Raw genomic sequence first — 23,778 nt, forward strand, 5'->3', positions numbered from 1 at the left:
CAGTGGAGACCACCCTCACCGTCCCGGCGGAATCCGCCGCCGACACGCCCACGGTGGCGGCGGGACAGTCCGTCACCGTCCGGGTCCCGGCCACCAGCGCCAACCTGGGCCCCGGCTACGACAGCCTGGGCCTGGCCCTGTCGCTGCACGACACCCTGACGGTGGAGACGCTCGACAGCGGGGAACTGGAATTCGACCTCAGCGGCGAGGGAGCGGACACGCTGCCGCGCGACGCGAGCCACCTGGTGGCCCGGGCCCTGACGGAGGCGCTGCACCGGCTCGGATACCGGCACGCCGGCCTCCGGATCACCGCGGACAACGTCAACCCGCACGGCCGGGGCCTCGGGTCCTCGGCCGCCGCGGTGGTGGCGGCCGCCTCCGCCGCCAACGCCCTGGTCCCGGCCGCGGACCGCCGCGGCAAGGACTGGATCCTGCAGTTCACCTCCACCCTGGAGGGACACCCGGACAACGTCGCACCCGCCATTTTCGGCGGACTGGCGCTGTCATGGCAGGACAGTGACCAGTACAGCAGCACCTGCGCCGCCGTGCACGCGGACATCGTTCCCGTGGTGGCCGTTCCTGACTACGAACTGTCCACCGAGGCGGCCCGGGCGCTGCTGCCGGCTTCCGTGGGGCACCATGCCGCGGCCATGAACTCCGGCCGTGCCGCGCTGCTGATCCACGCCCTGACCCAGAGCCCCGCCTTCCTGCTGCCCGGCACCGAGGACTACCTGCACCAGAGCTACCGGGCCCAGGCCATGCGCCCCAGCGCGGACCTGATTGCCGCCCTGCGCCGCGCCGGCCACGCCGCCGTCGTCTCCGGTGCCGGACCCACGGTCCTGGTCCTCGCCAACGGTGCGGAGCGGGCGGCCGAGGCCCAGGCCTTCATCGCCGAGTACACCGCGGACAACACGCCGGGCGTGTCCTGGCGCGTGATGACGCTGGCCGTGGACAGTGAAGGTGCTAAAGTAGAAGTGCACCGGCGGTAATCACGCTAGCTTTTTCAAAAGACCGCGATGTCGGCCACGTTGCCCACTCTCATCTTTCACTGCGCAATATTTTCCGGTGCCACCTGCTTCCGTCTGGCGCAGGACGCTACAGAAGCACTCTGTACCCCTGAAAAGTCAGCCGGCCGTTCCTCCATTTCGGAACGTGTCCTGGTGTAGCAGTATCCGGCCCTGCCGGCCGGTTTGAGTCCGGCGGGCCGCAAATCCCGGCTGCAGATCTGAACTGCAGCCCAGATCAATCACCGCGTCCAGCTCCTAGCCTGGACGCCGTCGAGGGGGAAGGATCCTTCGTGACCGAAACCACCGAGCTGTCTCCAGCTGTGGACTCATCATCTTCTGCTGCTTCGGCAGCACCCGCCAAGAGCAGTGGCCTCGCCGGCCTGAAGCTCGCCCAGCTGCAGGCCCTGGCCAGCCAGCTGGGAATTTCCGGGGTTCCCGGATGCGTAAGGGCGATCTGGTGACCGCCATCTCCGCCCACCGCGCCGGCACCCCGGTCAGCAAGGCCCCCGCCGCTGCCGAGAAGGCCAGCGACAACGGCATCATCTCCAACGGCGCTGTTGCGTCGAAGGGCGCTTCTTCCAACGGCGCTGCCTCTTCCAACGCTGCCGAGGCCCCGGCGCAGGAAAGCCCGCGGGCCCGCCGCGGCCGCAGCCGCCGCGCCGGCAGCGACGGCATCATCAGCACCGCCACCGAGGCTCCCGCCGCCGTGGAAGCCCAGCCGGCCGTCGAGGCCGCCCCGGCCGAACAGCCCGCCGAGACCAACGACCGCGCCCGCCAGCCGCGGACCCGCAACCGCCGCCGCGGCGAAGCAGCAGCCCAGGCTGCCGGCCAGGCCGAGACCGCAGAGGCTCCGGCCGAGCAGGCCGCCGCCGAGCAGCGCCAGCCCGAACAGCGCCAGGCCGAGCAGCGCCAGGGTGAACAGCGCCAGGCCGAGCAGGGCAACGACGACGCCCAGCGCCGCGAGAACACCCGCGGCCGCGGCAACCGTGACGAGAACGCCGGACGCGAGAACGCCCGCGACAACAACCGCGACAACCGCGACAACACCAACGACGACAACGACGGCGGCAGCCGCCGGAACCGTCGCAACCGCCGGGACCGTAACGATCGCAACGACCGTAACGACCGCCAGGACAACAACCGTAACGACCGCTTCCGCGACCGCAACGAACGCCGCCGCGGCCGCAACCAGGGTCCCGACGTCGACGACGTCGAGGTCACCGAGGACGACGTCCTGCTGCCGGTCGCCGGCATCCTGGACGTGCTGGAGAACTACGCGTTCATCCGCACCTCCGGCTACCTGCCGGGCCCGAACGACGTCTACGTATCCCTCGCCCAGGTCAAGAAGTACAACCTGCGCAAGGGCGACGCCGTCGTTGGCGCCATCCGCGCCCCGCGTGAAGGCGAAGACCGCAGCAACCAGCAGTCCGCCCGCCAGAAGTTCAACGCGCTGGTCCGCGTCACCTCGGTGAACGGCAAGACCGCCGAGGAACTCAAGGACCGCGTGGAGTTCGCCAAGCTGGTGCCGCTCTACCCGTCCGAGCGGCTGCGCCTCGAGACCGACCCCAAGAAGATCGGACCCCGCGTCATCGACCTGGTTGCCCCGATCGGCAAGGGCCAGCGTGGCCTGATCGTCTCGCCGCCTAAGGCCGGCAAGACCCTGATCCTGCAGTCCATCGCGAACGCCATCACCACGAACAACCCTGAGGTCCACCTCATGATGGTTCTGGTCGACGAGCGTCCCGAAGAAGTCACGGACATGCAGCGCACCGTCAAGGGTGAGGTCATCGCCTCCACCTTCGACCGTCCGGCCGACGACCACACCACCGTGGCCGAACTCTCCATCGAACGCGCCAAGCGCCTCGTCGAGATGGGCATGGACGTGGTGGTCCTGCTGGACTCCATGACCCGCCTGGGCCGTGCCTACAACCTGGCCGCGCCGGCTTCCGGCCGCATCCTCTCCGGTGGCGTGGACTCGGCGGCGCTGTACCCGCCGAAGCGCTTCTTCGGTGCCGCCCGCAACATCGAAAACGGCGGCTCGCTCACCATCCTGGCCACCGCTCTCGTCGAGACCGGCTCCAAGATGGACGAGGTCATCTTCGAAGAGTTCAAGGGCACCGGCAACATGGAGCTCCGCCTGTCCCGCCAGCTGGCGGACAAGCGCATCTTCCCGGCCGTGGACGTCAACGCCTCCGGCACCCGGCGCGAGGAGAACCTCCTCTCGCCCGAGGAAGTCAAGATCATGTGGAAGCTGCGCCGCGTCCTCTCCGGTCTCGAGACGCAGCAGAGCCTTGAGCTGCTGACCAACAAGATCCGGGAGACCCAGAGCAACGTCGAGTTCCTCATGCAGGTGCAGAAGACGACGCTTGGTGCGAAGTCCGATAACGACAAGTAGCTGAGCAGGGGTGGGGCCGTCGCATATTTTGCGGGCCCCGCCCTTTGTCGTTCGGTTTTTGCCGCCCCCGCCCCTCCGCTGGGAGGCTTGCGATCTCCGATCGCCAGCCTCCCAGCTCCGGCAGGCCCGAAGCCACTCCCGGGGCGGCAAAAACCGAACGCCACGCTCCCTTCTCACCTAACGCCGTCGCATAACTAGACTTGGTTCCAAGTCGAAAGAGGTTTTGAAATGTTTGAGTCCGTACAGGGGCTGTTGGATGAGCATGCTGCTATCCAGGCGCAGCTCGGGGATCCTGCTGTGTATGCCGACCAGAAGCTGGCCCGGAAGCTGGGGCGGCGGTCCGCGCAGCTGAACGGCATCGTGGAGGCCTACCACCGCTGGGAGGCACTCAACGATGACCTGGCTGCGGCGAAGGAGATGGCTGCCGAGGATCCCGAGTTCGCGGCCGAGGTGCCCGAGCTGGAGGAGTCCCTGGAGACGGCCGCCGCGAAGCTGCGCCGTCTGCTGATCCCGCGCGACCCGGACGACGCCCGCAACGTGATCCTTGAGGTCAAGGGCGGCGAAGGCGGCGACGAAGCGGCCCTGTTCGCTGCCGACCTGCTGCGGATGTACAGCCGGTACGCGGAATCGCGCGGCTGGAAGACCGAGATCATCTCCGCCACCGAGTCGGATTTGGGCGGCTACAAGGACGTCCAGATGGCCGTCAAGGGCAATTCCAACGACCCCGCCGAAGGCGTCTTCGCCCGGCTCAAGTTCGAAGGCGGCGTGCACCGCGTCCAGCGAGTGCCCGTCACCGAATCCCAGGGCCGGATCCACACCTCCGCCGCCGGCGTTCTGGTGCTGCCCGAGGTGGACGAGCCCGAGGAACTGGAAATCAACCAGAACGACCTCAAGATCGACGTCTACCGATCGTCCGGTCCCGGCGGCCAGTCCGTGAACACCACCGACTCCGCGGTGCGCATCACCCACCTTCCCACCGGCATCGTCGTCGCGATGCAGAACGAGAAGTCCCAGCTGCAGAACCGCGAGGCCGGCATGCGCGTGCTCCGCGCCCGCATCCTGGCCCACCAGCAGGAGCAGATCGACGCCGAGAACTCGGCGCAGCGCAAGTCGCAGATCCGCACCATGGACCGCTCGGAGCGCATCCGCACCTACAACTACCCTGAAAACCGGATCGCGGACCACCGCACCGGTTACAAGGCGTACAACCTCGACCAAGTGATGAACGGCGACCTGGAACCAGTGATCCAGTCCGCCATCGAGATGGACGAACAGTCCCGCCTCGACGCCATCGGCGACTAACGCCCCGGCGCGAGCATCCGACGAGACTGATGACCGACCACGATGACGCCTGATCCCGCCCAGAGCCTCGCCGACGCCGTCCGCGGGGCGACGGCGGTGCTGGCCGCCGCCGGCGTGCCGAGCCCCAGGGTCGACGCCGAGCTCCTCGCCGGCCACCTCCTGGGCGTCGGGCCGGGCCGGCTCCGCGCCCTCCTGCTCGGCGACACCCCGGCCCCGGAGGGGTACGGGGATCTTGTGGCCGACCGCGCCCGCCGGATCCCGCTGCAGCACATCACCGGGGTGGCGCACTTCCGTTACCTGGAGCTCGCCGTCGGCCCCGGAGTCTTCATCCCGCGCCCGGAGACCGAGTCCGTGGTCCAGCTGGTCATCGACTGGCTGGCGGCCCCCGGACGGCCCGCCCGGCCCAAGGTGGTGGATCTCGGCACCGGCTCGGGGGCGATCGCAGGGTCGATTGCGCACGAGGTCCCCGGCGCGGAGGTTCACGCCGTCGAATACAGCGAGTTCGCGCACGCCTGGGCGGCGAAAAACCTGCTGCCACTGGGGGTCCGGCTGGTCCGCGGCGACCTGCGCGACGCCCTGCCGGAGCACGACGGAACCTTCGACGTCGTCGTGTCCAACCCGCCGTACATCCCGGCCGAAGCGGTGCCCAACGAACCCGAGGTGGCCCTGCACGATCCGCCCGAGGCGCTCTACGGCGGGGGAGCGGACGGCATGGAACTTCCGACGGCGGCCGCGGCTACAGCCGCGCGGCTGCTGGGGCCCGGCGGTTACTTCGTGATGGAGCACGCCGAGGTGCAGGCCGCCTGGATCGCCCGGATGATGGAGACCACCGGCCACTGGACCGGCATCACCACCCATCAGGACCTCAACGGCCGGGAGCGGGCCACCAGCGCCCGGCGCCTGGCAAGCCCCACCGGCGGCGCGGACCGCGAAGCCCGGCCCGGAATGAAAGGATAGGCCAGTGACCACTAGCTACGATTGCAACGATGCGGCCCAGCGCGCGGCCGGACTGGAACACGCCCAGAAGGCGATCCGCGAGAACAAATGCGTCGTCCTGCCCACCGACACGGTGTACGGCATCGGCGCGGACGCCTTCTCACCGATGGCCGTGACCCTGCTGCTGGCCGCCAAGGGCCGCAGCCGGCAGATGCCGCCGCCGGTCCTGATTCCGCGGCTCAATGCCCTGGACGGGCTGGCCACCGAGGTTCCCGCAGAGGCCCGCCAGCTTGCCGAGGCCTTCTGGCCCGGCGGACTGACCCTCATCCTGCACGCCCAGCCCTCCCTTGACTGGGATCTTGGCGAGACCAAGGGCACGGTCGCGCTGCGCCTGCCGGCCGACGACGTCGCCCAGGACCTGCTCACGCTGACCGGGCCACTGGCCGTCTCCTCGGCCAACCGCACCGGCCAGCCCGCCGCACAGACCGCCGCCGAGGCCGAGGCGATGCTCTCCGAGTCCGTGGAGGTCTACCTCGAGGGCGGCCGGCGTCCCGTGGACGGCGAGGCCGAGTCCGCGCCGTCGACCATCATCGACGCCACATCGCTGCCGCTGCGCGTGGTCCGGCAGGGCGCCATCAGCCTGGAGCGGATCCGCGAGGTGGTGCCCGGCGTGCTCGGCGCCGGCGAGGAACCGGCGGGCGCCGATGAGCCCACTGTCGAGGAACCGGCGGCCGAGGAACCGGCAGGCGGGACCGCAGCCGAAGAGACAGCCGTAGAGCCCGCCAAGCCGGCCGCCGAAGCGCCCGCGCAACAACCCGCCGAAGCGAAGCCCGCGGCAGAAACCCCGGAGGCCTAGAGTGCAGCCCAAAGTCGCCGTCGCGGCCGTCACCTTCAACCGCCACGAGGAACTCGCCCTGCTGCTCAAGGGCCTCGCCGCGCAGACGGCCCCGATCCACTCGATCGCCCTGGTGGACTCCGGCACGGATCCGGCCGACCGGCTGGTGGCCGAGCAGGGCATGGACAACATCAACTACCTGCGCTCCGAGGCTAACCTCGGCGGAGCCGGCGGCTTCGCCTACGCGATCCTGGCCGCCATGGCCTCCGGCGCGGAGTGGATCTGGATGATGGACGACGACGGGCACCCGGAGGACGCCAGCTGCCTCGAGGAGCTCCTCAAGGCAGCCGACGAGCACCGGCTGGACATCATCAGCCCCCTGGTCGCGGCCACGGCCGATCCCAACCGGCTCTCCTTCAACTTCCGGATCAACGGCCTGCTCACGAACGACCGGTCCCGCCTGGCCCCGATGGGCTACCTTCCGGACATGGTCCACTTCTTCAACGGCGCCCTGATCCGCACCGAGGTCTTCTACACGATCGGCATTCCGGACGTGAAGTTCTTCATCCGCGGCGACGAGGTCGACTTCCTGTCCCGGGTCAAGAAGGCCGGGCTCAAGTACGGCACCCTGGCCACCGTCGCCGTCCAGCATCCGGCCACCTGGACCGAGATGAAGCCGGTCTTCGGCGGCTTCATCACCCCGGTCATTCCGGAGGGCAACTTCAAGCGCTACTGCTATTTCCGCAACCGTGGCTACCTTACCCGCAAATACCGCAACCTGCGCTGGTTCGGCGCGGACGTGGTCGGCTTCCCGTACTACTTCCTGAAGGCCGGCGACCTGAAGGGGCTGGCGCATTGGTTCCGCGCCTACTCCACCGGCTTCCTGGGCAAGGGCTTCGGCGCGCCCGCGGACCTGATGGCCCGGAACGGCTAGGCGGCGTGGAGAAGCTCTACGCCGTCGTCGTCACCTACAACCGGGCGGACTTCCTGGCGAACCTGCTGGACTCCTTCGCCCGGCTCGACACGAGACCCGAGGGAATCATCGTCGTCGACAACGCCAGCACGGACGACACGGCCGCGGTGATCGACCGGGCCAGGACTGCGGGGGACCTTCCCCTGCAGTACGAGCGGCTGGAGACCAACGCCGGGGGAGCGGGCGGCTTTTCCCGTGGCGTGGAACTCGCGCTGGCGGCCGGCGCCGAATGGCTCTGGCTGATGGACGACGACGTCGAAGTCCTCCCCGGGGCGGTCGACGCGCTGGCGAGGTTCACGCCGGACTACTCATGCATCGTGGGACGCCGCTACGACGCCAACGGCCAACCCTTTTTCTGGCAGCACCACTTCGTCGACGCCCTCGGCGTCTTCCTCCCGGTATCCCGCGACGTGTTCAAGCACTCCGACGTCTTCCGTACCAACGTGGGCAACTTCGAGGGCATGCTGATCAGGGCGTCCGTGGCGCGGGAGATCGGCCTTCCCGATCCGCGCTTCTTCATCACCTGGGACGACGCCGTCTACGGCTGGCTCGCCGCGCAGCGCACGCCGGTGGTGTACGTCAATGCCTTCGTGATCCGGAAGGTGCGGGCGCAGCGCCAGGTGGACCTCGGCCTCCGCCACCTCAACGATTCCTCCGACCTGAGCCGGCGCTACGTGATGCGCAACCGCGGCCACGTCGCCCAGTATCTCCGGGCCCACGGCCGGTACAACCGCGCAGGCTTCGCGGCCGGAACGGCGCTGACGTTCGGCAAGGAAATCGCCCGGCTGGTCCTCGTGGAACGCACCCTCACGGGGGTCGCCGCGCTCTGGCAGGGATGGCGGGAATCGCGCGAAATCCTTAGCGACCGGGCCTGGAAACCCATGCCGCCGCTGCCCGCAGATGCGGGCCGCGGGAACGATACGGCTTAGTATCGTTCTAGGTTCCGCGCTGTCCGACAGTCCCGCGCGGGTACTTTTGACCCAGGCGCCTTGCCGCCGCAGTACTGGAAGTCGGTTGCACACTCACTTGACTACGAAATCTGAACCTCGAGAATCCGAGCAGATCCGGGACGAAAAGCCGGCCCTCTGGATCTGGATCCAGCTGATCCTGGACTCCATGTCCTGGGTGGTGGCCGTGATCCTGGCCCTGCTGCTGCGCTACGAGATGGGGATCCGCGTCGAGCAGTTCGCCGGTGCCGCCGTCATCGCGGCGATCGCCGTCGTCGTCCAGGTGCTGACCGGCTACGCCTTGGCCCTCTACCGCGGCCGCTACCCGTTCGGAAGCTTCCAGGAGGCGCGGGCCCTGGTCTTCGTGACCGTGATCGTCGCCGCCTCCATCACCGCCAGCCTGCTGGTGCTTTACGAGGCCATCAACATCGGCCGCAGCGTCGGCCTGATCGCGTTCCCGTTCGCCTGCCTCTTCATGGGCGCGGCCCGATACGTGAAGCGGCTCTACGTCGAGAGCCGCTCCCGGCCCGGCGACAGCGCGCAGAACACCCTCATCTACGGCGCAGGCTTCCTCGGCAACTCCCTCCTCACCCGGATGCTCCAGGACCCGGATTCCCCGTACTTCCCGGTAGGCCTGATCGATGACGATCCGGCCAAGAAGCACCTCCGGCTTTCCGGCGTGCAGGTCCAGGGCCGAGGGGAGGACCTTCCCGCCATCATCCGCCGCACCCGCGCCAGGGTCCTGGTGCTGGCGTTCGCCAACGTCGAGGCGTCCGTGGTCCGGCGTATCTCCGATGCCGTCACCGGGCTGAACATCCGCGTGCTGGTACTACCGCCCTTGCGGGACATGCTTGGCGGCTCTGCGCCGGCCGGCTTCTCCGACTTCCGCGACGTCGCGGTGGAGGACCTGATCGGCCGACGACCGGTGGACATCAAGGTCGATGAGATCGCCGGCTACATCAGGGGCAAGCGTGTGCTGGTCACCGGCGCCGGCGGCTCCATCGGATCCGAGCTGTGCCGCCAGATCATGCCGTTCGGGCCCGCCGAGCTGATCATGCTCGATCATGACGAGACCGGACTCCAGCAGACCCAGATCTCGATCACCGGCCGCGGCCTGCTGGCCGGCCGGGACACCGTGCTGGCGAGCATCCGCGACGGCGACGCCCTGCGGGAGATTTTTGCGGATCGCCGGCCGGAGGTGGTCTTCCACGCGGCCGCGCTGAAACACGCGCCCCTGCTGCAGCAGTATCCGGTGGAGGCATGGAAGACCAACGTCTGCGGCACGCTGAACGTGCTGCGGGCCGCCCAGCACGCCGGGGTCTCCCACTTCGTGAACATCTCCACGGACAAGGCAGCGAACCCCACCACCGCGCTGGGCCACTCCAAGCGAATGGCGGAGAAGCTGACCGCCTGGATGGCCGGACAGACGGCCGGCAAGTTTGTCTCCGTCCGCTTCGGCAACGTCATGGGCAGCCGCGGGTCCATGCTTCCCCTCTTCACCGAGCAGATCCGGGTCGGCGGTCCCGTGACCGTCACCGATCCCGAGGTCACCCGGTTTTTCATGACCATCCCCGAGGCCTGCCAGCTGGTCATCCAGGCCGGCGCCATCGGCTCCGGCGGTGAGGTGTTGATCCTGGACATGGGCGAACCGGTCAAGATCCTGGACGTGGCGCAGCGGATGATCGCCATGTCCGGCAAGCAGGTGGAGATCATCTACACCGGGCTGCGGCCGGGAGAGAAGCTTCACGAGGAGCTGGTGGGAACCGGCGAGCAAGACCAGCGCCCATTGCACCCCAAAATCTCCCACACCCGGGCCACGGAGGAGGACCCGGAGAACCTGGACCTCGATGCATGGCTTGAGCGTTGCCGAACCGAACAGGGTGCCAGCATCGCGGAGATCCCCGACGACGAGTCGGACGAGACGGGCCCGATCAGAATCGTCCGGGTCGCCTCATGACACCACTGGTGCTGACCGCCGTCGTGACTCTGCTGGCCAGCCTGCTGCTGCCCATCGCCGTCAAGCCATGGCTGGTTCGCCTCGGTGTCGTGGACGTTCCCTCGTCCCGCTCTTCCCACAGCAAAACGACGATCCGTGGGATGGGCCTGGCCGCGGCCCTGGCCACAGGGGTCGGCTATATGGTTGCGGTTCTCGGCGGCGCCGTCACCGTGGACCGGGGGATTTTCGCGGTCGTGCTGCTCATTATTGCCGCCTGCTCGGCCGTCGGTTGGACCGAGGATCTCCGGGGCCTCTCCATCCGCGGCCGCGCCGCCGCGCAATTCGGCATCGGTGTGACAGGTTCCGCCGTCCTGATCGTCATGACCGGGCAGTCTTTCTGGTGGCTGCCGTTGGCCGCGGTCGCGATCGCCGCGTACGTCAACATCGCGAACTTCATGGACGGCGTCAATGGTATCTCCGGGATGCACGGCGTCACCGTGGGTGCCGCCTACGCGGCCGCCGGATCCCTTTCGGACCAGCCCTGGCTTACCGCCGGTGGTGCCATCCTCGCCATGGCCTTCCTCGGTTTCCTGCCCTGGAACCTGGGCCGGGGCTCTGTGTTCCTTGGCGACGTCGGAAGCTATTTGCTCGGGGCCTCCGTCGCAGCACTGGCCGTAGCAGCGTTTTTCGCCGGCGTCTACGTGGAGTACGTGCTCTCCCCGACGCTGATCTATGTGGCGGACACTGGCTTCACGTTGCTGCGCCGGATTAGGGCGGGGAGCGGTGGTATGCCTCCCATCGTGAGCACGTCTACCAGCGGCTTACGGACGTGGGCTTCTCCCACCTGCAATCATCGGCTACGGTGACGGCATGCAGCGCTGCAGTAATCTGTCTAGGCTTCGTTGCCGCGACGGCACAATTGCCCGGCGTGATCCTCTGCGTCGCAGGCAGTATCGCGGTGCTCGGACTCTACGTTTCCGCACCGGACCTGATCCGCCGCTACCGCCGGAAATCCAAGGTGACCAGGCTGCCGATGGCCTAGCCGTGTTCTATCTCGTGTAGAATTCAGGGGCGGCTCTGGCCGCGTTCCTCTTCACCGCCCCCGACGATTGGGTTTCCATGACTTCCAACGCCGAGCCCGGACGCACGCCCGGCCGCGGACGCGTCGGCGTTGCTGGGCCCACCGCGTCACTCTGGCTGCGGCTCCTCGCCCTGAGTTCGGCGGCGGCGGCGGCGGCCCTGGTGGTGACGGCCGTTCCGGCCTGGATCTTCAACGGCGGCTTCGGTGCACTCTCCAGCTCCTTCGGCGGGGGGCTTGTCATGGTCTTCTTCGCCATCAGCCTGCTGGTAGGACACTTTGTGGGCCGGAGTAACCCCTCCGGCGCCATCGGCCTGTTTGTCGCCACCTACTTCGTGAAAGTTGTCGGCTTCGCTCTCGTCCTGTTTGTCCTCGGCTCCCCGGACTGGCTGCACGCACGCTGGTTCCTGATCGGCGCGGTCGTCACCGTTGTGGCATGGCAGGCGGCCGAAATTATCGGGTTCAGCAGGGCCCGGCTCCAGATATTCAATGACCCGGAATCCCCGGAAGGCGGCTCCCATGAAGGACCGTAAAAATCGTGACCAGAACCCCCCGCAAAACACCCGTCCGGCCATGGGTGCCCCCGGCGTTTCGCGCGACGGCGACGACGGCGGCTACAACGCCGGAATCGCCGTGTTCAGCTACATTGTTGGCGGAATCATCGTCTGGAGTTTGATAGGGTGGGGTCTGGATAATCTGTGGGGGACCCGCTGGATTGTGCTCGCAGGCGCCCTGCTTGGAGCCGCGGGAGGGTTCTATCTTTCTCATATGCACGGCCTCACCAGTCACCGGTCTACGGCTGGCGGAGACGACGCTGCAGGTGCCCCGTCCAAGGACGCGGAACAGTAATGCCAAAAAATTTCAGAGGGGGACTGGTTGGCAGCAATGCCATCGCTCCCCGCCCAACGCCCAATGATGGACACTGCAGAGAGGAAACGCGTTGATCGCGCTTGCGCTCCCGGCCCAAGATTCAGGAGAGTTTACTCCTCCCGGAATTGAACAAATGCACCTGCCGGCAATCCTGCCCTGGGGTGCTGCCGAAGGATTCTCCAAGCAGATGCTGCTGGTGATCCTCTCGGTCGTCATTATCGCCACCTTCTTCGTGCTGGCCGCGCGGAAGCAGCAGCTCGTTCCGGGCAAGCTGCAGTTCGCCGGCGAGGCCGCCTACGGTTTCGTCCGGAACGGCATCGCCAAGGACATCATCGGCGGCAAGGACTTCATCAAGTACGTCCCGCTGCTGTTCAGCCTGTTCTTCTTCATCCTGGTGAACAACATCTACGGCGCCATCCCGGTGATCCAGCTCCCGAGCTTCTCCCACGTCGGCGGCGCCTACGTGCTGGCAGCCATCGTCTACGTGACCTGGATTGCCATCGGCATCAAGAAGAACGGCCTGAAGTACTTCAAGCTGGCCACGGTCCCCAGCGGCGTGCCGGTCTACATTCTTCCGATCGTTATCCCGATCGAGATCATCTCCAACTTCCTGGTCCGCCCGGTGACGCACAGCCTCCGTCTGTTCGCCACCATGCTGGCCGGCCACCTGATCGTGATGATCGCCGGTTCCGGCATCGAGTTCCTGGTAATGCAGGAGAACGTCCTGCTCAAGGGCGCCTCGGTTCTGGTCCTCGCCGGCTCGCTGGCGATGTACATGCTGGAGGCGCTGATCATGGCGCTGCAGGCGTACGTCTTCACGCTGCTGACCGCGATCTACATCGAAGGCGCGCTGCACGCCGACAGCCACTAAGGCTCCAACAGACTTCCCCTCCGGGGGATGAAGCAACCCAAACAACCTGCCACACGGGTGGCATCTTGAAAGGAAGAAAAATGGAAGGCTCCATCAACGGCTCCCTCAACCTCATCGGCTACGGCCTCTCCGCCATCGGCGGTGGTATCGGTGTGGGTCTCGTGTTCGCTGCTTACATCAACGGCGTTGCACGTCAGCCGGAAGCCCAGCGCGTCCTGCAGCCGATCGCATTCCTCGGCCTCGCGCTGACTGAAGCCCTCGCCATCCTCGGCCTGGTCTTCGCATTCGTTCTCGAGTAAATCTTCAGAACACGAGCGAACATCCAGAACCGAGTAGATAAGGACGGGTGAAATATGAAGCAGCTGATCATCTCAGCCGCCAGCGAGGCCGGGTCCAACCCCCTCGTTCCCAACATCTGGGAAATGTTTGTCGTCCTCGTAGGCTTTGCTGTCCTCCTTTACATCGTGACGAAGTACGTTGTCCCGATGTTCGAGAAGAACTTCGCAGAGCGTGCCGAGGCGATTGAGGGCGGCATTGCCAAGGCCGAAAAGGCCCAGGCTGAGGCCACTGCGGCACTCGAAGAGTACAAGCAGCAGCTGACGGATGCCCGCACCGAGGCCAACCGCATCCGCGAGGAAGCCCGTGCCGAAGGCGCCCAGATCCTGGCGGATCTGAAGGAGAAGGCAGCTGCCGAGTCTGCCCGCATCACCGCCCAGGCACACGCCCAGATCGAATCCGAGCGCCAGGCGGCCGTTGTGTCGCTGCGCGCGGAGGTCGGCACGCTGGCCACCACGCTGGCAAGCCGGATCGTCGGCGAGGCCCTCACCGACGATGCACGTTCGGCCCGCGTGGTCGATCGTTTCCTGGCAGATCTGGAGAACCAGAGCGCAGGTGCAGCTAAGTAATGGCAGGTGTATCGAGCGAATCGCTGACCGCGGCACTCGCCGCGTTGGAGCCCACGCTTCCCAACGCGTCGCTGCAGTTGGCTAAGGAACTCTTCGGAATCCTGGGAACGGTGGACAGCTCCGCTGGCCTGCGCCGCGCCCTGACCGACCCGTCCCGCACCGGCAGCGAGAAGTCGGCGCTGGTCACGCAGCTGTTCAGCGGAAAAGTCTCCGCTGACGCCGTGCAGATCGCGAGCGGACTGGCCGGCTCACGCTGGGCGTCGGCCCGCGACATCGGCGATGCACTCGAGACCCTGGCCGCCACGGTGGTCATTGCCGTTGCTGAAAACAAGTCGGCAGTCTCTGCCTCGGGCCTCAGCGGACTGGAGGAGCTGGAGAACGACCTCTTCGGCTTCAACCGGGCCGTCGACGCCAGCCACGAGGTTCAGCGTGCCTTGTCCGAGCCGCAGGCGAGCCAGGCAGCCAAGGCTGCCCTTGCCGCCAAGCTCGTCCCCGGTGCCAGCGAGGAGGCCAAGGTCCTCATCGGCCAGGCCGTCGCGCAGCCCCGAGGACTCAAGGTCACCCGGCTCGTCAGCCGTTTTGCGGAGCTTGCAGCCAAGCGCCAGCAGCGCTGGATTGCCACGGTCAGCGTCACCCGTCCGCTGACGGAGGAACAGACCGGCCGGCTGCAGACGGCGCTCAACGCCCTCTACGGCCGCGAGCTGAAGCTCAACATGAACATTGACCCGGCACTGATCGGTGGAATCCGGATCCAGGTAGGCGACGAAGTGGTTGACGCTTCGGTCCTCGCCCGCCTGGGCCAGCTCCAGCGACAGCTTGCCTAGTCAGCCGGACAAGCACAACTTACCGACAAGAAACCCCGGTCATCGTGAGCAACGATGATCACGAAAACAGGAGAGCAGGGACTGCAGATGGCCGATTTGACCATCAACGCCGACGACGTCCGTAATGCGTTGAACGAGTTCGCGGCGTCCTACGAACCCGGTAACGCAGAGCGCGTAGAGGTTGGCCGTGTAACGACCGCAGGTGACGGCATCGCCCGTGTTGAGGGCCTCCCCTCGGTCATGGCGAACGAGCTGCTTCGCTTCGAAGACGGCACGCTGGGCCTCGCCCAGAACCTCGACGTCCGCGAGATCGGTGTCATCGTCCTCGGTGACTTCCAGGGCATCGAAGAAGGCCAGGAAGTGCACCGCACCGGACAGGTTCTGTCCGTACCCGTGGGCGACGCCTTCCTCGGGCGCGTGGTTGACCCGCTGGGCCAGCCGATTGACGACCTCGGCGAGATCAAGGCCGAGACCACCCGTGCCCTGGAACTCCAGGCACCGGGCGTGACCCAGCGCAAGTCGGTCCACGAGCCGATGCAGACCGGCCTGAAGGCCATCGACGCGATGATCCCGATCGGCCGCGGCCAGCGCCAGCTGATCATTGGTGACCGCCAGACCGGCAAGTCCGCCATCGCGATCGACACGATCATCAACCAGAAGGCCAACTGGGCTTCCGGCGATGTGAACAAGCAGGTCCGTTGCATCTACGTCGCCATCGGCCAGAAGGCGTCCACCATCGCGGCGGTCCGCCAGACCCTTGAGGACAATGGCGCGCTGGAGTACACCACCATCGTGGCGTCCCCGGCCTCCGACCCGGCCGGCTTCAAGTACCTGGCACCGTACGCCGGTTCGGCCATCGGCCAGCACTGGATGTACGGCGGCAAGCACGTCCTCATCGTGTTCGATGACCTGTCCAAGCAGGCCGAAGCCTACCGCGCCGTGTCGCTGCTGCTGCGCCGCCCGCCGGGACGCGAAGCCTACCCGGGCGACGTCTTCTACTTGCACTCCCGTCTGCTGGAGCGTTGTGCAAAGCTCTCCGACGAGCTCGGTGCAGGTTCCATGACCGGTCTGCCGCTGATCGAGACTAAGGCGAACGACGTGTCCGCCTACATCCCGACCAACGTCATCTCGATCACCGACGGCCAGATCTTCCTGCAGTCGGACCTCTTCAACGCCAACCAGCGTCCCGCAGTCGACGTCGGTGTCTCCGTGTCCCGCGTCGGTGGCGCCGCCCAGGTGAAGTCCATGAAGAAGGTCTCCGGTACTTTGAAGCTGGAACTGGCCCAGTACCGCGACATGCAGGCCTTCGCCATGTTCGCCTCGGACCTGGATGCGGCTTCCCGCCAGCAGCTGACCCGTGGCGCACGCCTGATGGAACTGCTGAAGCAGGGCCAGTACTCTCCGTTCCCGGTTGAGGACCAGGTCGTTTCCATCTGGGCCGGCACCAACGGCTACCTCGACGACGTTCCGGTTGAGGACATCAACCGCTTCGAGACCGAGTTCCTGGAGCACCTCAAGCACAAGTCCTCCATCCTTACCACGCTGGCTCAGACCAACGTGATGAGCGACGACACCGCAGAAGCACTGAAGACCGCGATTGTGGACTTCAAGAAGGGCTTCTTCGGCGAGGGCGACAGCCTGCTGGTCGGTGCGGGGCACGAGGAGTACGCCCCGATCGATGAAGACCAGGTCGACCAGGAAAAATCGTCAAGCAGAAGCGCTAGTTCCGTAGGCCGGGACTGTCGGATCCCTCGAGGGTCCGGCAGTCCCGGCCCGACGGAAGCTTAGGAAAGGATAAGTATGGGAGCCCAGATTCGGGTCTACCGCCAGAAGATCAGCTCGACGACGTCGATGCGCAAGATCTTCAAGGCGATGGAACTGATCGCTACCTCGCGCATCGGCAAGGCCCGCGCACGCGTAGCGGCTTCACTGCCTTACGCAAACGCGATTACGCGTGCCGTTTCTGCTGTCGCAAGCCAGAGCGAAATCGACCACCCGCTGGTGACCGAGCCGGAGCAGATCCGCCGGGCCGCAGTGCTGGTCATCACCTCCGACCGCGGCCTCGCCGGGTCCTACTCCGCGACCGTACTCAAGCAGGCCGAAGGCCTCGTCGAGCTGCTCCACGAGGAGGGCAAGGAAGTCAAGATGTACCTCATGGGCCGCAAGGCACAGGCGTACTTCGACTTCCGGAACCGTCCGTACGAGCGGGTCTGGACCGGCAACACGGACGCTCCGCAGTTCGAGACCGCACGCGAGGTGGGCGAGGCACTTCTGGCCGACTTCGCCGAGGTCTACGAAGAGGGCGGTGTGGACGAGATCCATGTCGTCTACACGCGGTTCAAGTCCATGGTGACGCAGGAACCGACGGTCATCCGTCTGCTCCCGCTGGAGGTCGTCGAGGAACAGGCTGCCTCCGAGTCGGAGCTGCTGCCGCTCTACGAATTCGAACCGGAGACGGAGCAGGTCCTCGATGCCCTGCTGCCGCGCTACATCGAGTCACGCATCTTCGCCGCCATGTTGCAGGCCGCAGCTTCCGAGCTCGCAGCCCGCCAGCGCGCGATGAAGTCCGCCGGCGACAACGCCACGGAACTCATCAAGAAGTACACGCGTCTGCGCAACACTGCCCGCCAGGCTGAAATTACGCAGGAGCTTTCTGAGATCGTGGCAGGCGCCGACGCACTGAACGCGTCCTAGCCTGCCCGTCACGGGCCCAGCTGTACCTGCACCACAGAACGAACTTAACCGCCCACGCCATCTACTGAGTGAAGTGAGAGAGATGACTGCCACTGCTACCGAACACGTAGCCGCGACGTCCGGTGCCACCGGCCGTATTGCACGTGTTATTGGCCCGGTTGTCGACGTCGAATTCCCGGCTGACGCAATCCCCTCGATTTACAACGCTCTCACCACCGAGATTTCTCTCAACGGTGAGACCAAGACCATCACCTTCGAAGTTGCGCTGCACCTCGGCGACAACCTCATCCGCGCCATCTCGCTGCAGGCGACCGACGGCCTGGTCCGCGGCACCACCGTGGTCGACACCGGTGCCCCGATCTCCGTGCCCGTCGGCGACGGCGTCAAGGGCCACATCTTCAACGTCCTAGGCCAGCCCCTGGACGTTGCGGAGTCCGAACTGCAGGTCTCCGAGCGCTGGCCGATCCACCGCAAGGCCCCCGCCTTCGCGACCCTTGAGGGCTCCACTGAGATGCTCGAGACCGGCATCAAGGTCATCGACCTCCTCACCCCGTACATCAAGGGTGGAAAGATCGGCCTGTTCGGCGGCGCCGGCGTCGGAAAGACCGTGCTGATCCAGGAAATGATCACCCGTGTTGCCCGCAACTTCGGCGGTACCTCGGTATTCGCCGGCGTGGGTGAGCGCACCCGTGAAGGCAACGACCTCTGGGTCGAAATGGAAGAGGCAGGCGTCCTCAAGGACACCGCCCTTGTCTTCGGCCAGATGGATGAGCCGCCGGGAACGCGTCTGCGCGTGGCCCTGTCCGCCCTGACCATGGCGGAGTACTTCCGCGATGTGCAGAACCAGGACGTGCTGCTCTTCATCGATAACATCTTCCGCTTCACCCAGGCAGGCTCCGAGGTATCCACCCTCCTCGGCCGCATGCCGTCCGCCGTGGGCTACCAGCCCAACCTGGCCGACGAGATGGGCCTCCTGCAGGAGCGCATCACCTCGACCAAGGGCCACTCCATCACCTCGATGCAGGCCATCTACGTTCCCGCAGATGACTACACCGACCCGGCTCCGGCCACGACCTTCGCACACCTCGACGCGACCACGGAACTCTCCCGTGAAATCGCTTCCCGTGGTCTGTACCCGGCCGTTGACCCGCTGACGTCGACCTCGCGCATCCTGGATCCGCAGTACATCGGCAACGACCACTACAACACGGCCGTCCGGGTGAAGCAGATCCTGCAGAAGAACAAGGAACTCCAGGACATCATCGCCATCCTCGGTGTCGATGAACTCTCCGAAGAGGACAAGATCGTCGTGTCGCGTGCACGCCGTATCCAGCAGTTCCTCTCTCAGAACACCTACACCGCCAAGCAGTTCACCGGCGTCGAGGGCTCCACCGTGTCCATCAAGGACACCGTGGAAGGCTTCGCGGCGATCTGCGACGGCGAGCTGGACCACATCGCAGAGCAGGCGTTCTTCAACGTCGGCGGCCTGGATGACGTCGAGCGCCAGTGGGCCAAGATCCAGGAACAGACCAAGTAATATGGCTGAGCTTGAGGTTGAGATTGTCGCAGCGGACCACTTCGTGTGGTCCGGAGCGGCCAAGATGGTCAAGGCCCGCACCAGCGATGGTGAAATCGGAATCCTGCCCGGCCACTCGCCCCTGCTGGCGATTCTGGCCGAAGGTGAACTGGCCATCGAGCCTGTTTCCGGTGACCGCATCGCAGTGGACGTTGACGGCGGATTCTTCTCCGTCGACAACAACCGCGTGGTGATCGTGGCCGACAACGCCCAGATGGGTGATTCGGCTACTGCGGGGATCCGCTAGCCCTACCTTGATGGACGATACTGGTCTTCCGTTCATCATCCTGGCAACGGCGTTTGCGTTGCTGGTCTTTGCACTGTGCCTCTCCGGGGTGCGCCGCATTAATCTGCGGCGCGCCCTGGGCACGGTGGACGCCTCCATTTGCGTAGCTGGAAACAGCTGGCAGATGGGGGTTTGTCGTTATCAGGACAACGACCTCGAGTGGTTCCGTCTTGCCTCCCTGAGCGTGCGTCCGAAGTACACCTTCCGCCGCAGCTCCCTGGAGCTGATCGGCCGGCGTCCGCCCACCGAAACCGAACTGGTGAAGGTGCAGCCGGAGTCCGTGATCGTCGAACTGCACTACGAGGGCCGGGACGTCCTGCTGGCCATGCGCTTCGACGCGTACACCGGGCTCTCTTCCTGGCTTGAGGCCGGCCCCGTCATCGGCGTCGGCACCTGGCGCTAACCGCCTTGGACTTCATCGAAGACATCCGGCTGGTGGACGGGCCGGTGCTCTGGGTTGCCTGGGCGGCCGCGGCCGCCGGTGCCGCCTACCTGCTGTGGAAGAGCGGCCGCCGGCATACCCCCGGGGCGACGGCGGTGGTCGTCGGTTCTGCCCTGCTGCTGGGCGCCGGGCTGGTCGCCGGAGTGCACCTCCTCCTGATCTACGTCCTGTCCGTCTTCCCCGAGGAACTGCCTTGGGAGACACTCGCCTGGAGCGTTCCCGGCGTCGCGGCCCTGCTGTTCTGGCTGCTCCGGCTGCACGGCATCTGGGGCCGCCGGCCCTTCCTGGCCGCCATTCCGGGACCCGTCCTGCCGGTGGTGCACCGGATCCGAGCCACCGCAGTGGCCACGGCCGCCCTGCTGGGCGTGCTGCTGCTTTCCGCCGTCCAGATCAACGCCTACTTCGGCCTGAACCACACCGTGAGCGACCTGACCGGCACCGCCGTCGCGCGCATTCCGGTGCTGGAGGACGCACTGCGCAAGCAGCCCGGGGGAGCCGCCGCGGTTCCGCTGGCCGAATGGACCGCCCCGAACGGCCTGCCGCCGGACGGCACGGTCCGCAAGGCCACGATCCCCGGAACCGCCTCCGGCTTCCAGAGCCGCGACGCCTACATCTACTTCCCGCCGGCCTACCGCGGCACGCCCCGGCCCGCGCTGCCGGTCCTGGTCCTCTTCTCGGGCCAGCCTGGGGCCCCTGCCGACTGGCTGACCGGCGGCGCCCTGCGCAGCCGCATGGACCGCTTCGCCGCGGACCACGGCGGCGTGGCCCCGATCGCGGTGGTGGTGGACCCCAACGGGTCCGCCTCCGGCAACACGCTCTGCATGGACAGCCGCATCGCCAAGGCCGACACCTTCCTCTCCCGCGACGTGCCGGACTGGATCCGTGCCACCCTCGACGTCGACGCCGACCCGCACCAGTGGGCCGTCGGCGGATTTTCCTACGGCGCCACCTGTGCCATGGAGATGGTGACCCGCCACCCCGAGGTGTACAGCGCCGCCCTGGCGTTCTCCAGCGAGAAGGAGCCGTCCCTGGCCAAGGAACGCCGTAAGACCATCGACGCCTCCTTCGGCGGCGACACGGCGGCCTTCGAGGCACAGACCCCGCTGCGCCTGATGCAGGAACGCCGGTACGAGGGCAACGCCGTGTATTTCGGTGCCGGCGAACGCGACCCCGAGTTCATCGAGTACATGGCCCTGCTCGCCGGGGCCGCCAGGAGGGCCGGCTTCGCCGTGGAGGACCACCGGATCGCCAACGCCGGGCACTCCTGGGAAGCGGCCTCACGCGGCATGCCCGGCGGCCTGGACTTTCTTGCCCAGCGGTGGGGGATCAAGCGGTGAGCGGGCTGCGCGGCATCCTCCGTCAGGCCCGCCAGCTCCCCGTCACCCTGTCGGTCCTGGCGCTCTTCCTCTTCGCCGGAGCGGCCACCGGCAGCTTCCTCGCCGGGCCGCCGGATCCGCTGCTGGACTTTGCCTCTGTCAGCGTCCAGGGGCTTCAGGCCGGGCGCTGGTGGACCATGTTCACCTCGCTGTTCTTCGCGACCAACCCGCTGGCATACCTCGCGGCGTCGCTGATGATCCTCGGGCTGATGGGAGTCGCCGAGCGGCGGGTGGGCTCCCTGCGCACGGCCGTGTTCTTCCTCGCTGGTCAGTTCGCCGCCGTGTCCCTGTTCCTCCTGGTCACCCAGCTGGCGCGCTACGCCGGGGACGGCTGGCTGGGCCTGATGGTCGATGCCCCGCTGATAGGGCCCTACGCAGCGATCCTCGCCGTGGCCCTGGCCGCCTGCGGGCTGCTGCCTACCCTGTGGCAGCGCCGGCTGCGGACCGCGGTGCTTTCCGTGGCGCTGCTGCTGGTGCTGTACGTAGGCCACCCCGAGACGGTGGTGGGCCTCTCCGGTGCCGTGGTCGGCCTGCTGGCCGGGTGGTGGCTGCAGGGGGACAAGGGCACCCTGCAGCGGCACCGATCCACCGGGCGCGAGACCCGGAACCTGCTCTCGCTCACCGTCGCGATCTTCGCCGTCGGGCCGATCCTGACCGCGGTGGTGCGGACCGCGAACGGGCCGCTGGCCTTGTTGCGCGACGTCGTCCTCAACCCGTTGCCCACGCTGAACCAGCTGGAGCAAAACTGCGGCGGCGCCGTGGACGCCTCGTGCCTGGAGGCGGGCCGGCTCGGCTTCGCCGGGCCGCTGGGCCTGGCCCTCGCCGTGGTGCCAGTGGTCCTGCTGCTGATCTGCGCCGACGGGATGCGGCACGGACGGCAGCTGGCGCTGCGGATCGCCATCCTGGTCCAGCTGGGCGTGACGGCGCTGGCCGCGGTCTACCTGGCCCTGTTCGCCCGCATCCCTCATTACCCCAACCGGCCGCACACGGCCATCATGGGCTCGGGCTTCGTGCACATCCTGCCGCTTGCGGCGGTGCCGCTGGCGCTGGTGCTGCTGCTGTTCGCCAACCGCCGGCTGTTCCGGGTCGAAACCACCCGGCGTGCCCGGCGGACCCTGGCCCTGACCGTGGGCGGGACCTTCCTGGTCCTGGCCGGCGCGTACACAGGCGCCTGGTTCGCCGCCGGGGGACTGGAACGCGACGGCGGCTGGCTGGGCCTGGCGGCCGAGCTGGCGCGGCAGTACCTGCCGTTGCCGATTCCGGGGACCTATAACCGGGTCTTCCAGGACCGGAACCCCGTGGAGGCCTTCCTCTTCGCCTACTCCGGCATCGCCTTCTGGGTGGTGGCGCTGGCCGGTGTGTGGCTGGTGCTGTTGCGCCGGGCACACGGCACCGACGCCGGCCACGGGGACCGCGAGGTGGCGCGCCGGCTGGTGCACCAGGGCGGCGACTCGCTGTCCTGGATGGCTCTCTGGGAGCCGAACAAGTTCTGGTTCAACCAGGCCGCCCGCGGCGCGGTCGCCTACCAGCAGCACAACAATGTGGCGCTGACCCTCGGCGGGCCGCTTGGGCCCGCGGCGAACCGGCTGGACACCGCCGCCGGGTTCCTGGACTTCTGCGCCGACAATGCCCTGATCCCGTGCTTCTACTCCTGCACGGACGAAATCTGGCCGCTGCTGGAGTCCCGTGGTTTCCGGCGGCTGGCGGTTGCCCAGGAGACGCGCCTGGGCCTGGAGGAGCTGACCTTCAAGGGCAAGGAGTGGCAGAACGTCCGCACGGCGATGAACCGCGCGGCCAAGACGGGCGTGCACGCCGTCTGGGGCCGTTACCGGGACTTCTCGCCGGCGCTGCGGGCGCAGCTTAGCGAGGTCTCGGAGGAATGGGCGGCCCGGAAGTCCGTTCCCGAGATGGGCTTCACGCTGGGCGGCCTGGACGAGCTGATGGACGACGAGGTGCTGTGCTGCCTGGCCGTGGACGCGGAGGGCCGGGTGCAGGGCGTCACCAGCTGGCTCCCCGTGTACGACGGCGGATCGCTGGTCAGCTGGACCCTGGACTTCATGCGGCGCCGCGGCGACGCCTTTCCGGGGGTGATGGAGTTCCTGATCGCCTCGGCGGTGACGGAACTGCGCGACTCGGTGGACGTCATCTCCCTCTCCGGATCGCCGCTGGCGCGCGACGAATCCCGCGACGAGACCCGGGACGAGGACTCCGACGGTGCCGGCGGCGAGGGCCTGGCCGGGATCCTGGACGTGGTGGGCCGGGCGCTGGAACCGGTCTACGGCTTCCGCTCGCTGGCGACGTTCAAGTCCCGCTTCAAGCCCGAGTACCGCACGCTCTACCTGTACTACCAGGACCCGCTGCAGCTTCCGGCCATGGGCCGGGCGCTCAGCCGGGCCTACCTGCCCGACCTGTCCGTGCGCCAGAGCGCCCGGCTGCTGCGGACGCTCGTGCGCTAGCGGGACGGCGGAACGCAAAAATGATCCCCGGCAAAAGCCGGGGATCATTTTCTTAGCCGGGAATGCTTC

The 23,778-nt window shown here is 67.1% G+C and carries 22 protein-coding genes and 1 pseudogene; all 23 read left to right on the forward strand.

Features of this window, described 5'->3' with window-relative positions:
• Window positions 1-2: 2 nt before the first annotated feature.
• The 23 genes and pseudogenes from thrB to ACRQ5B_RS11925 all read left to right on the forward strand — a co-directional run bounded on the left by thrB (window position 3) and on the right by ACRQ5B_RS11925 (window position 23,709).
• The gene (gene thrB / locus ACRQ5B_RS11815; RefSeq protein WP_432394055.1) at window positions 3-989 is read left to right on the forward strand and encodes a homoserine kinase; all 987 of its coding nucleotides are present in this window, start codon (window positions 3-5) and stop codon (window positions 987-989) included.
• 308 nt (window positions 990-1,297) lie between these two features.
• Entirely contained in the window at window positions 1,298-1,468 is a 171-nt protein-coding gene (locus ACRQ5B_RS11820) for a hypothetical protein (RefSeq protein ID WP_432394058.1), read from the forward strand.
• Window positions 1,447-3,402 (forward strand): transcription termination factor Rho, encoded by a 1,956-nt coding sequence (gene rho / locus ACRQ5B_RS11825; RefSeq protein WP_432394061.1) that lies wholly within the window; start codon window positions 1,447-1,449, stop codon window positions 3,400-3,402. The genes ACRQ5B_RS11820 and rho overlap by 22 nt, the downstream gene beginning before the upstream one ends.
• Window positions 3,403-3,630: 228 nt before the next feature.
• Window positions 3,631-4,704, forward strand: a complete 1,074-nt coding sequence (prfA, locus tag ACRQ5B_RS11830; RefSeq protein WP_290257390.1) for a peptide chain release factor 1 — start codon at window positions 3,631-3,633, stop codon at window positions 4,702-4,704.
• A gap of 42 nt (window positions 4,705-4,746) precedes the next feature.
• Window positions 4,747-5,661, forward strand: a complete 915-nt coding sequence (prmC, locus tag ACRQ5B_RS11835; RefSeq protein ID WP_432394065.1) for a peptide chain release factor N(5)-glutamine methyltransferase — start codon at window positions 4,747-4,749, stop codon at window positions 5,659-5,661.
• Window positions 5,662-5,665: 4 nt separating this feature from the next.
• On the forward strand, window positions 5,666-6,496 hold the full coding sequence (locus ACRQ5B_RS11840; RefSeq protein ID WP_432394068.1) for an L-threonylcarbamoyladenylate synthase: 831 nt from the start codon (window positions 5,666-5,668) through the stop codon (window positions 6,494-6,496).
• A 1-nt stretch (window position 6,497) separates the two neighbouring features.
• On the forward strand, window positions 6,498-7,409 hold the full coding sequence (locus ACRQ5B_RS11845; RefSeq protein WP_432394071.1) for a glycosyltransferase: 912 nt from the start codon (window positions 6,498-6,500) through the stop codon (window positions 7,407-7,409).
• A gap of 5 nt (window positions 7,410-7,414) precedes the next feature.
• Entirely contained in the window at window positions 7,415-8,377 is a 963-nt protein-coding gene (locus ACRQ5B_RS11850; RefSeq protein ID WP_432394073.1) for a glycosyltransferase, read from the forward strand.
• Window positions 8,378-8,474: 97 nt separating this feature from the next.
• Window positions 8,475-10,352 carry a polysaccharide biosynthesis protein gene (locus ACRQ5B_RS11855; protein WP_432394076.1) on the forward strand — a complete coding sequence of 626 codons (1,878 nt, stop codon included), beginning with the start codon at window positions 8,475-8,477 and terminating at the stop codon, window positions 10,350-10,352.
• Window positions 10,353-10,360: 8 nt separating this feature from the next.
• Window positions 10,361-11,197, forward strand: coding sequence for a UDP-phosphate glycosyltransferase (locus tag ACRQ5B_RS11860; RefSeq protein ID WP_432394078.1), 837 nt, complete (start codon window positions 10,361-10,363; stop codon window positions 11,195-11,197).
• A 253-nt stretch (window positions 11,198-11,450) separates the two neighbouring features.
• Window positions 11,451-11,942, forward strand: coding sequence for a hypothetical protein (locus tag ACRQ5B_RS11865; protein WP_432394081.1), 492 nt, complete (start codon window positions 11,451-11,453; stop codon window positions 11,940-11,942).
• On the forward strand, window positions 11,929-12,258 hold the full coding sequence (locus ACRQ5B_RS11870) for a hypothetical protein (protein WP_432394084.1): 330 nt from the start codon (window positions 11,929-11,931) through the stop codon (window positions 12,256-12,258). The genes ACRQ5B_RS11865 and ACRQ5B_RS11870 overlap by 14 nt, the downstream gene beginning before the upstream one ends.
• 91 nt (window positions 12,259-12,349) lie before the next feature.
• Window positions 12,350-13,150 carry a F0F1 ATP synthase subunit A gene (gene atpB, locus ACRQ5B_RS11875; RefSeq protein WP_146337178.1) on the forward strand — a complete coding sequence of 267 codons (801 nt, stop codon included), beginning with the start codon at window positions 12,350-12,352 and terminating at the stop codon, window positions 13,148-13,150.
• A gap of 80 nt (window positions 13,151-13,230) precedes the next feature.
• Window positions 13,231-13,449 (forward strand): ATP synthase F0 subunit C, encoded by a 219-nt coding sequence (gene atpE / locus ACRQ5B_RS11880; protein WP_432394087.1) that lies wholly within the window; start codon window positions 13,231-13,233, stop codon window positions 13,447-13,449.
• Between the two features lie 54 nt (window positions 13,450-13,503).
• Window positions 13,504-14,055 (forward strand): F0F1 ATP synthase subunit B, encoded by a 552-nt coding sequence (locus tag ACRQ5B_RS11885; RefSeq protein WP_364134739.1) that lies wholly within the window; start codon window positions 13,504-13,506, stop codon window positions 14,053-14,055.
• Complete coding sequence (locus tag ACRQ5B_RS11890) at window positions 14,055-14,879, forward strand: F0F1 ATP synthase subunit delta (RefSeq protein ID WP_432394090.1); 825 nt, start codon at window positions 14,055-14,057, stop codon at window positions 14,877-14,879. Before ACRQ5B_RS11885 ends, ACRQ5B_RS11890 begins: the two co-directional genes overlap by 1 nt.
• Before the next feature lie 87 nt (window positions 14,880-14,966).
• Window positions 14,967-16,603: pseudogene (gene atpA / locus ACRQ5B_RS11895) on the forward strand (F0F1 ATP synthase subunit alpha).
• A gap of 76 nt (window positions 16,604-16,679) precedes the next feature.
• Complete coding sequence (locus tag ACRQ5B_RS11900) at window positions 16,680-17,573, forward strand: F0F1 ATP synthase subunit gamma (protein ID WP_290257406.1); 894 nt, start codon at window positions 16,680-16,682, stop codon at window positions 17,571-17,573.
• 82 nt (window positions 17,574-17,655) lie between these two features.
• The gene (gene atpD / locus ACRQ5B_RS11905) at window positions 17,656-19,110 is read left to right on the forward strand and encodes a F0F1 ATP synthase subunit beta (protein WP_290257407.1); all 1,455 of its coding nucleotides are present in this window, start codon (window positions 17,656-17,658) and stop codon (window positions 19,108-19,110) included.
• Between the two features lies 1 nt (window position 19,111).
• The gene (locus ACRQ5B_RS11910; protein ID WP_290257408.1) at window positions 19,112-19,396 is read left to right on the forward strand and encodes a F0F1 ATP synthase subunit epsilon; all 285 of its coding nucleotides are present in this window, start codon (window positions 19,112-19,114) and stop codon (window positions 19,394-19,396) included.
• Window positions 19,397-19,406: 10 nt separating this feature from the next.
• The gene (locus ACRQ5B_RS11915) at window positions 19,407-19,838 is read left to right on the forward strand and encodes a DUF2550 domain-containing protein (protein ID WP_432394094.1); all 432 of its coding nucleotides are present in this window, start codon (window positions 19,407-19,409) and stop codon (window positions 19,836-19,838) included.
• A 5-nt stretch (window positions 19,839-19,843) separates the two neighbouring features.
• Window positions 19,844-21,214, forward strand: coding sequence for an alpha/beta hydrolase (locus ACRQ5B_RS11920; RefSeq protein WP_432394097.1), 1,371 nt, complete (start codon window positions 19,844-19,846; stop codon window positions 21,212-21,214).
• Window positions 21,211-23,709 (forward strand): rhomboid family intramembrane serine protease, encoded by a 2,499-nt coding sequence (locus ACRQ5B_RS11925; RefSeq protein WP_432394100.1) that lies wholly within the window; start codon window positions 21,211-21,213, stop codon window positions 23,707-23,709. Before ACRQ5B_RS11920 ends, ACRQ5B_RS11925 begins: the two co-directional genes overlap by 4 nt.
• Window positions 23,710-23,778 lie beyond the last annotated feature (69 nt).

This window comes from Pseudarthrobacter sp. L19 (genome assembly GCF_050859435.1).
GTDB lineage: Bacteria > Actinomycetota > Actinomycetes > Actinomycetales > Micrococcaceae > Arthrobacter.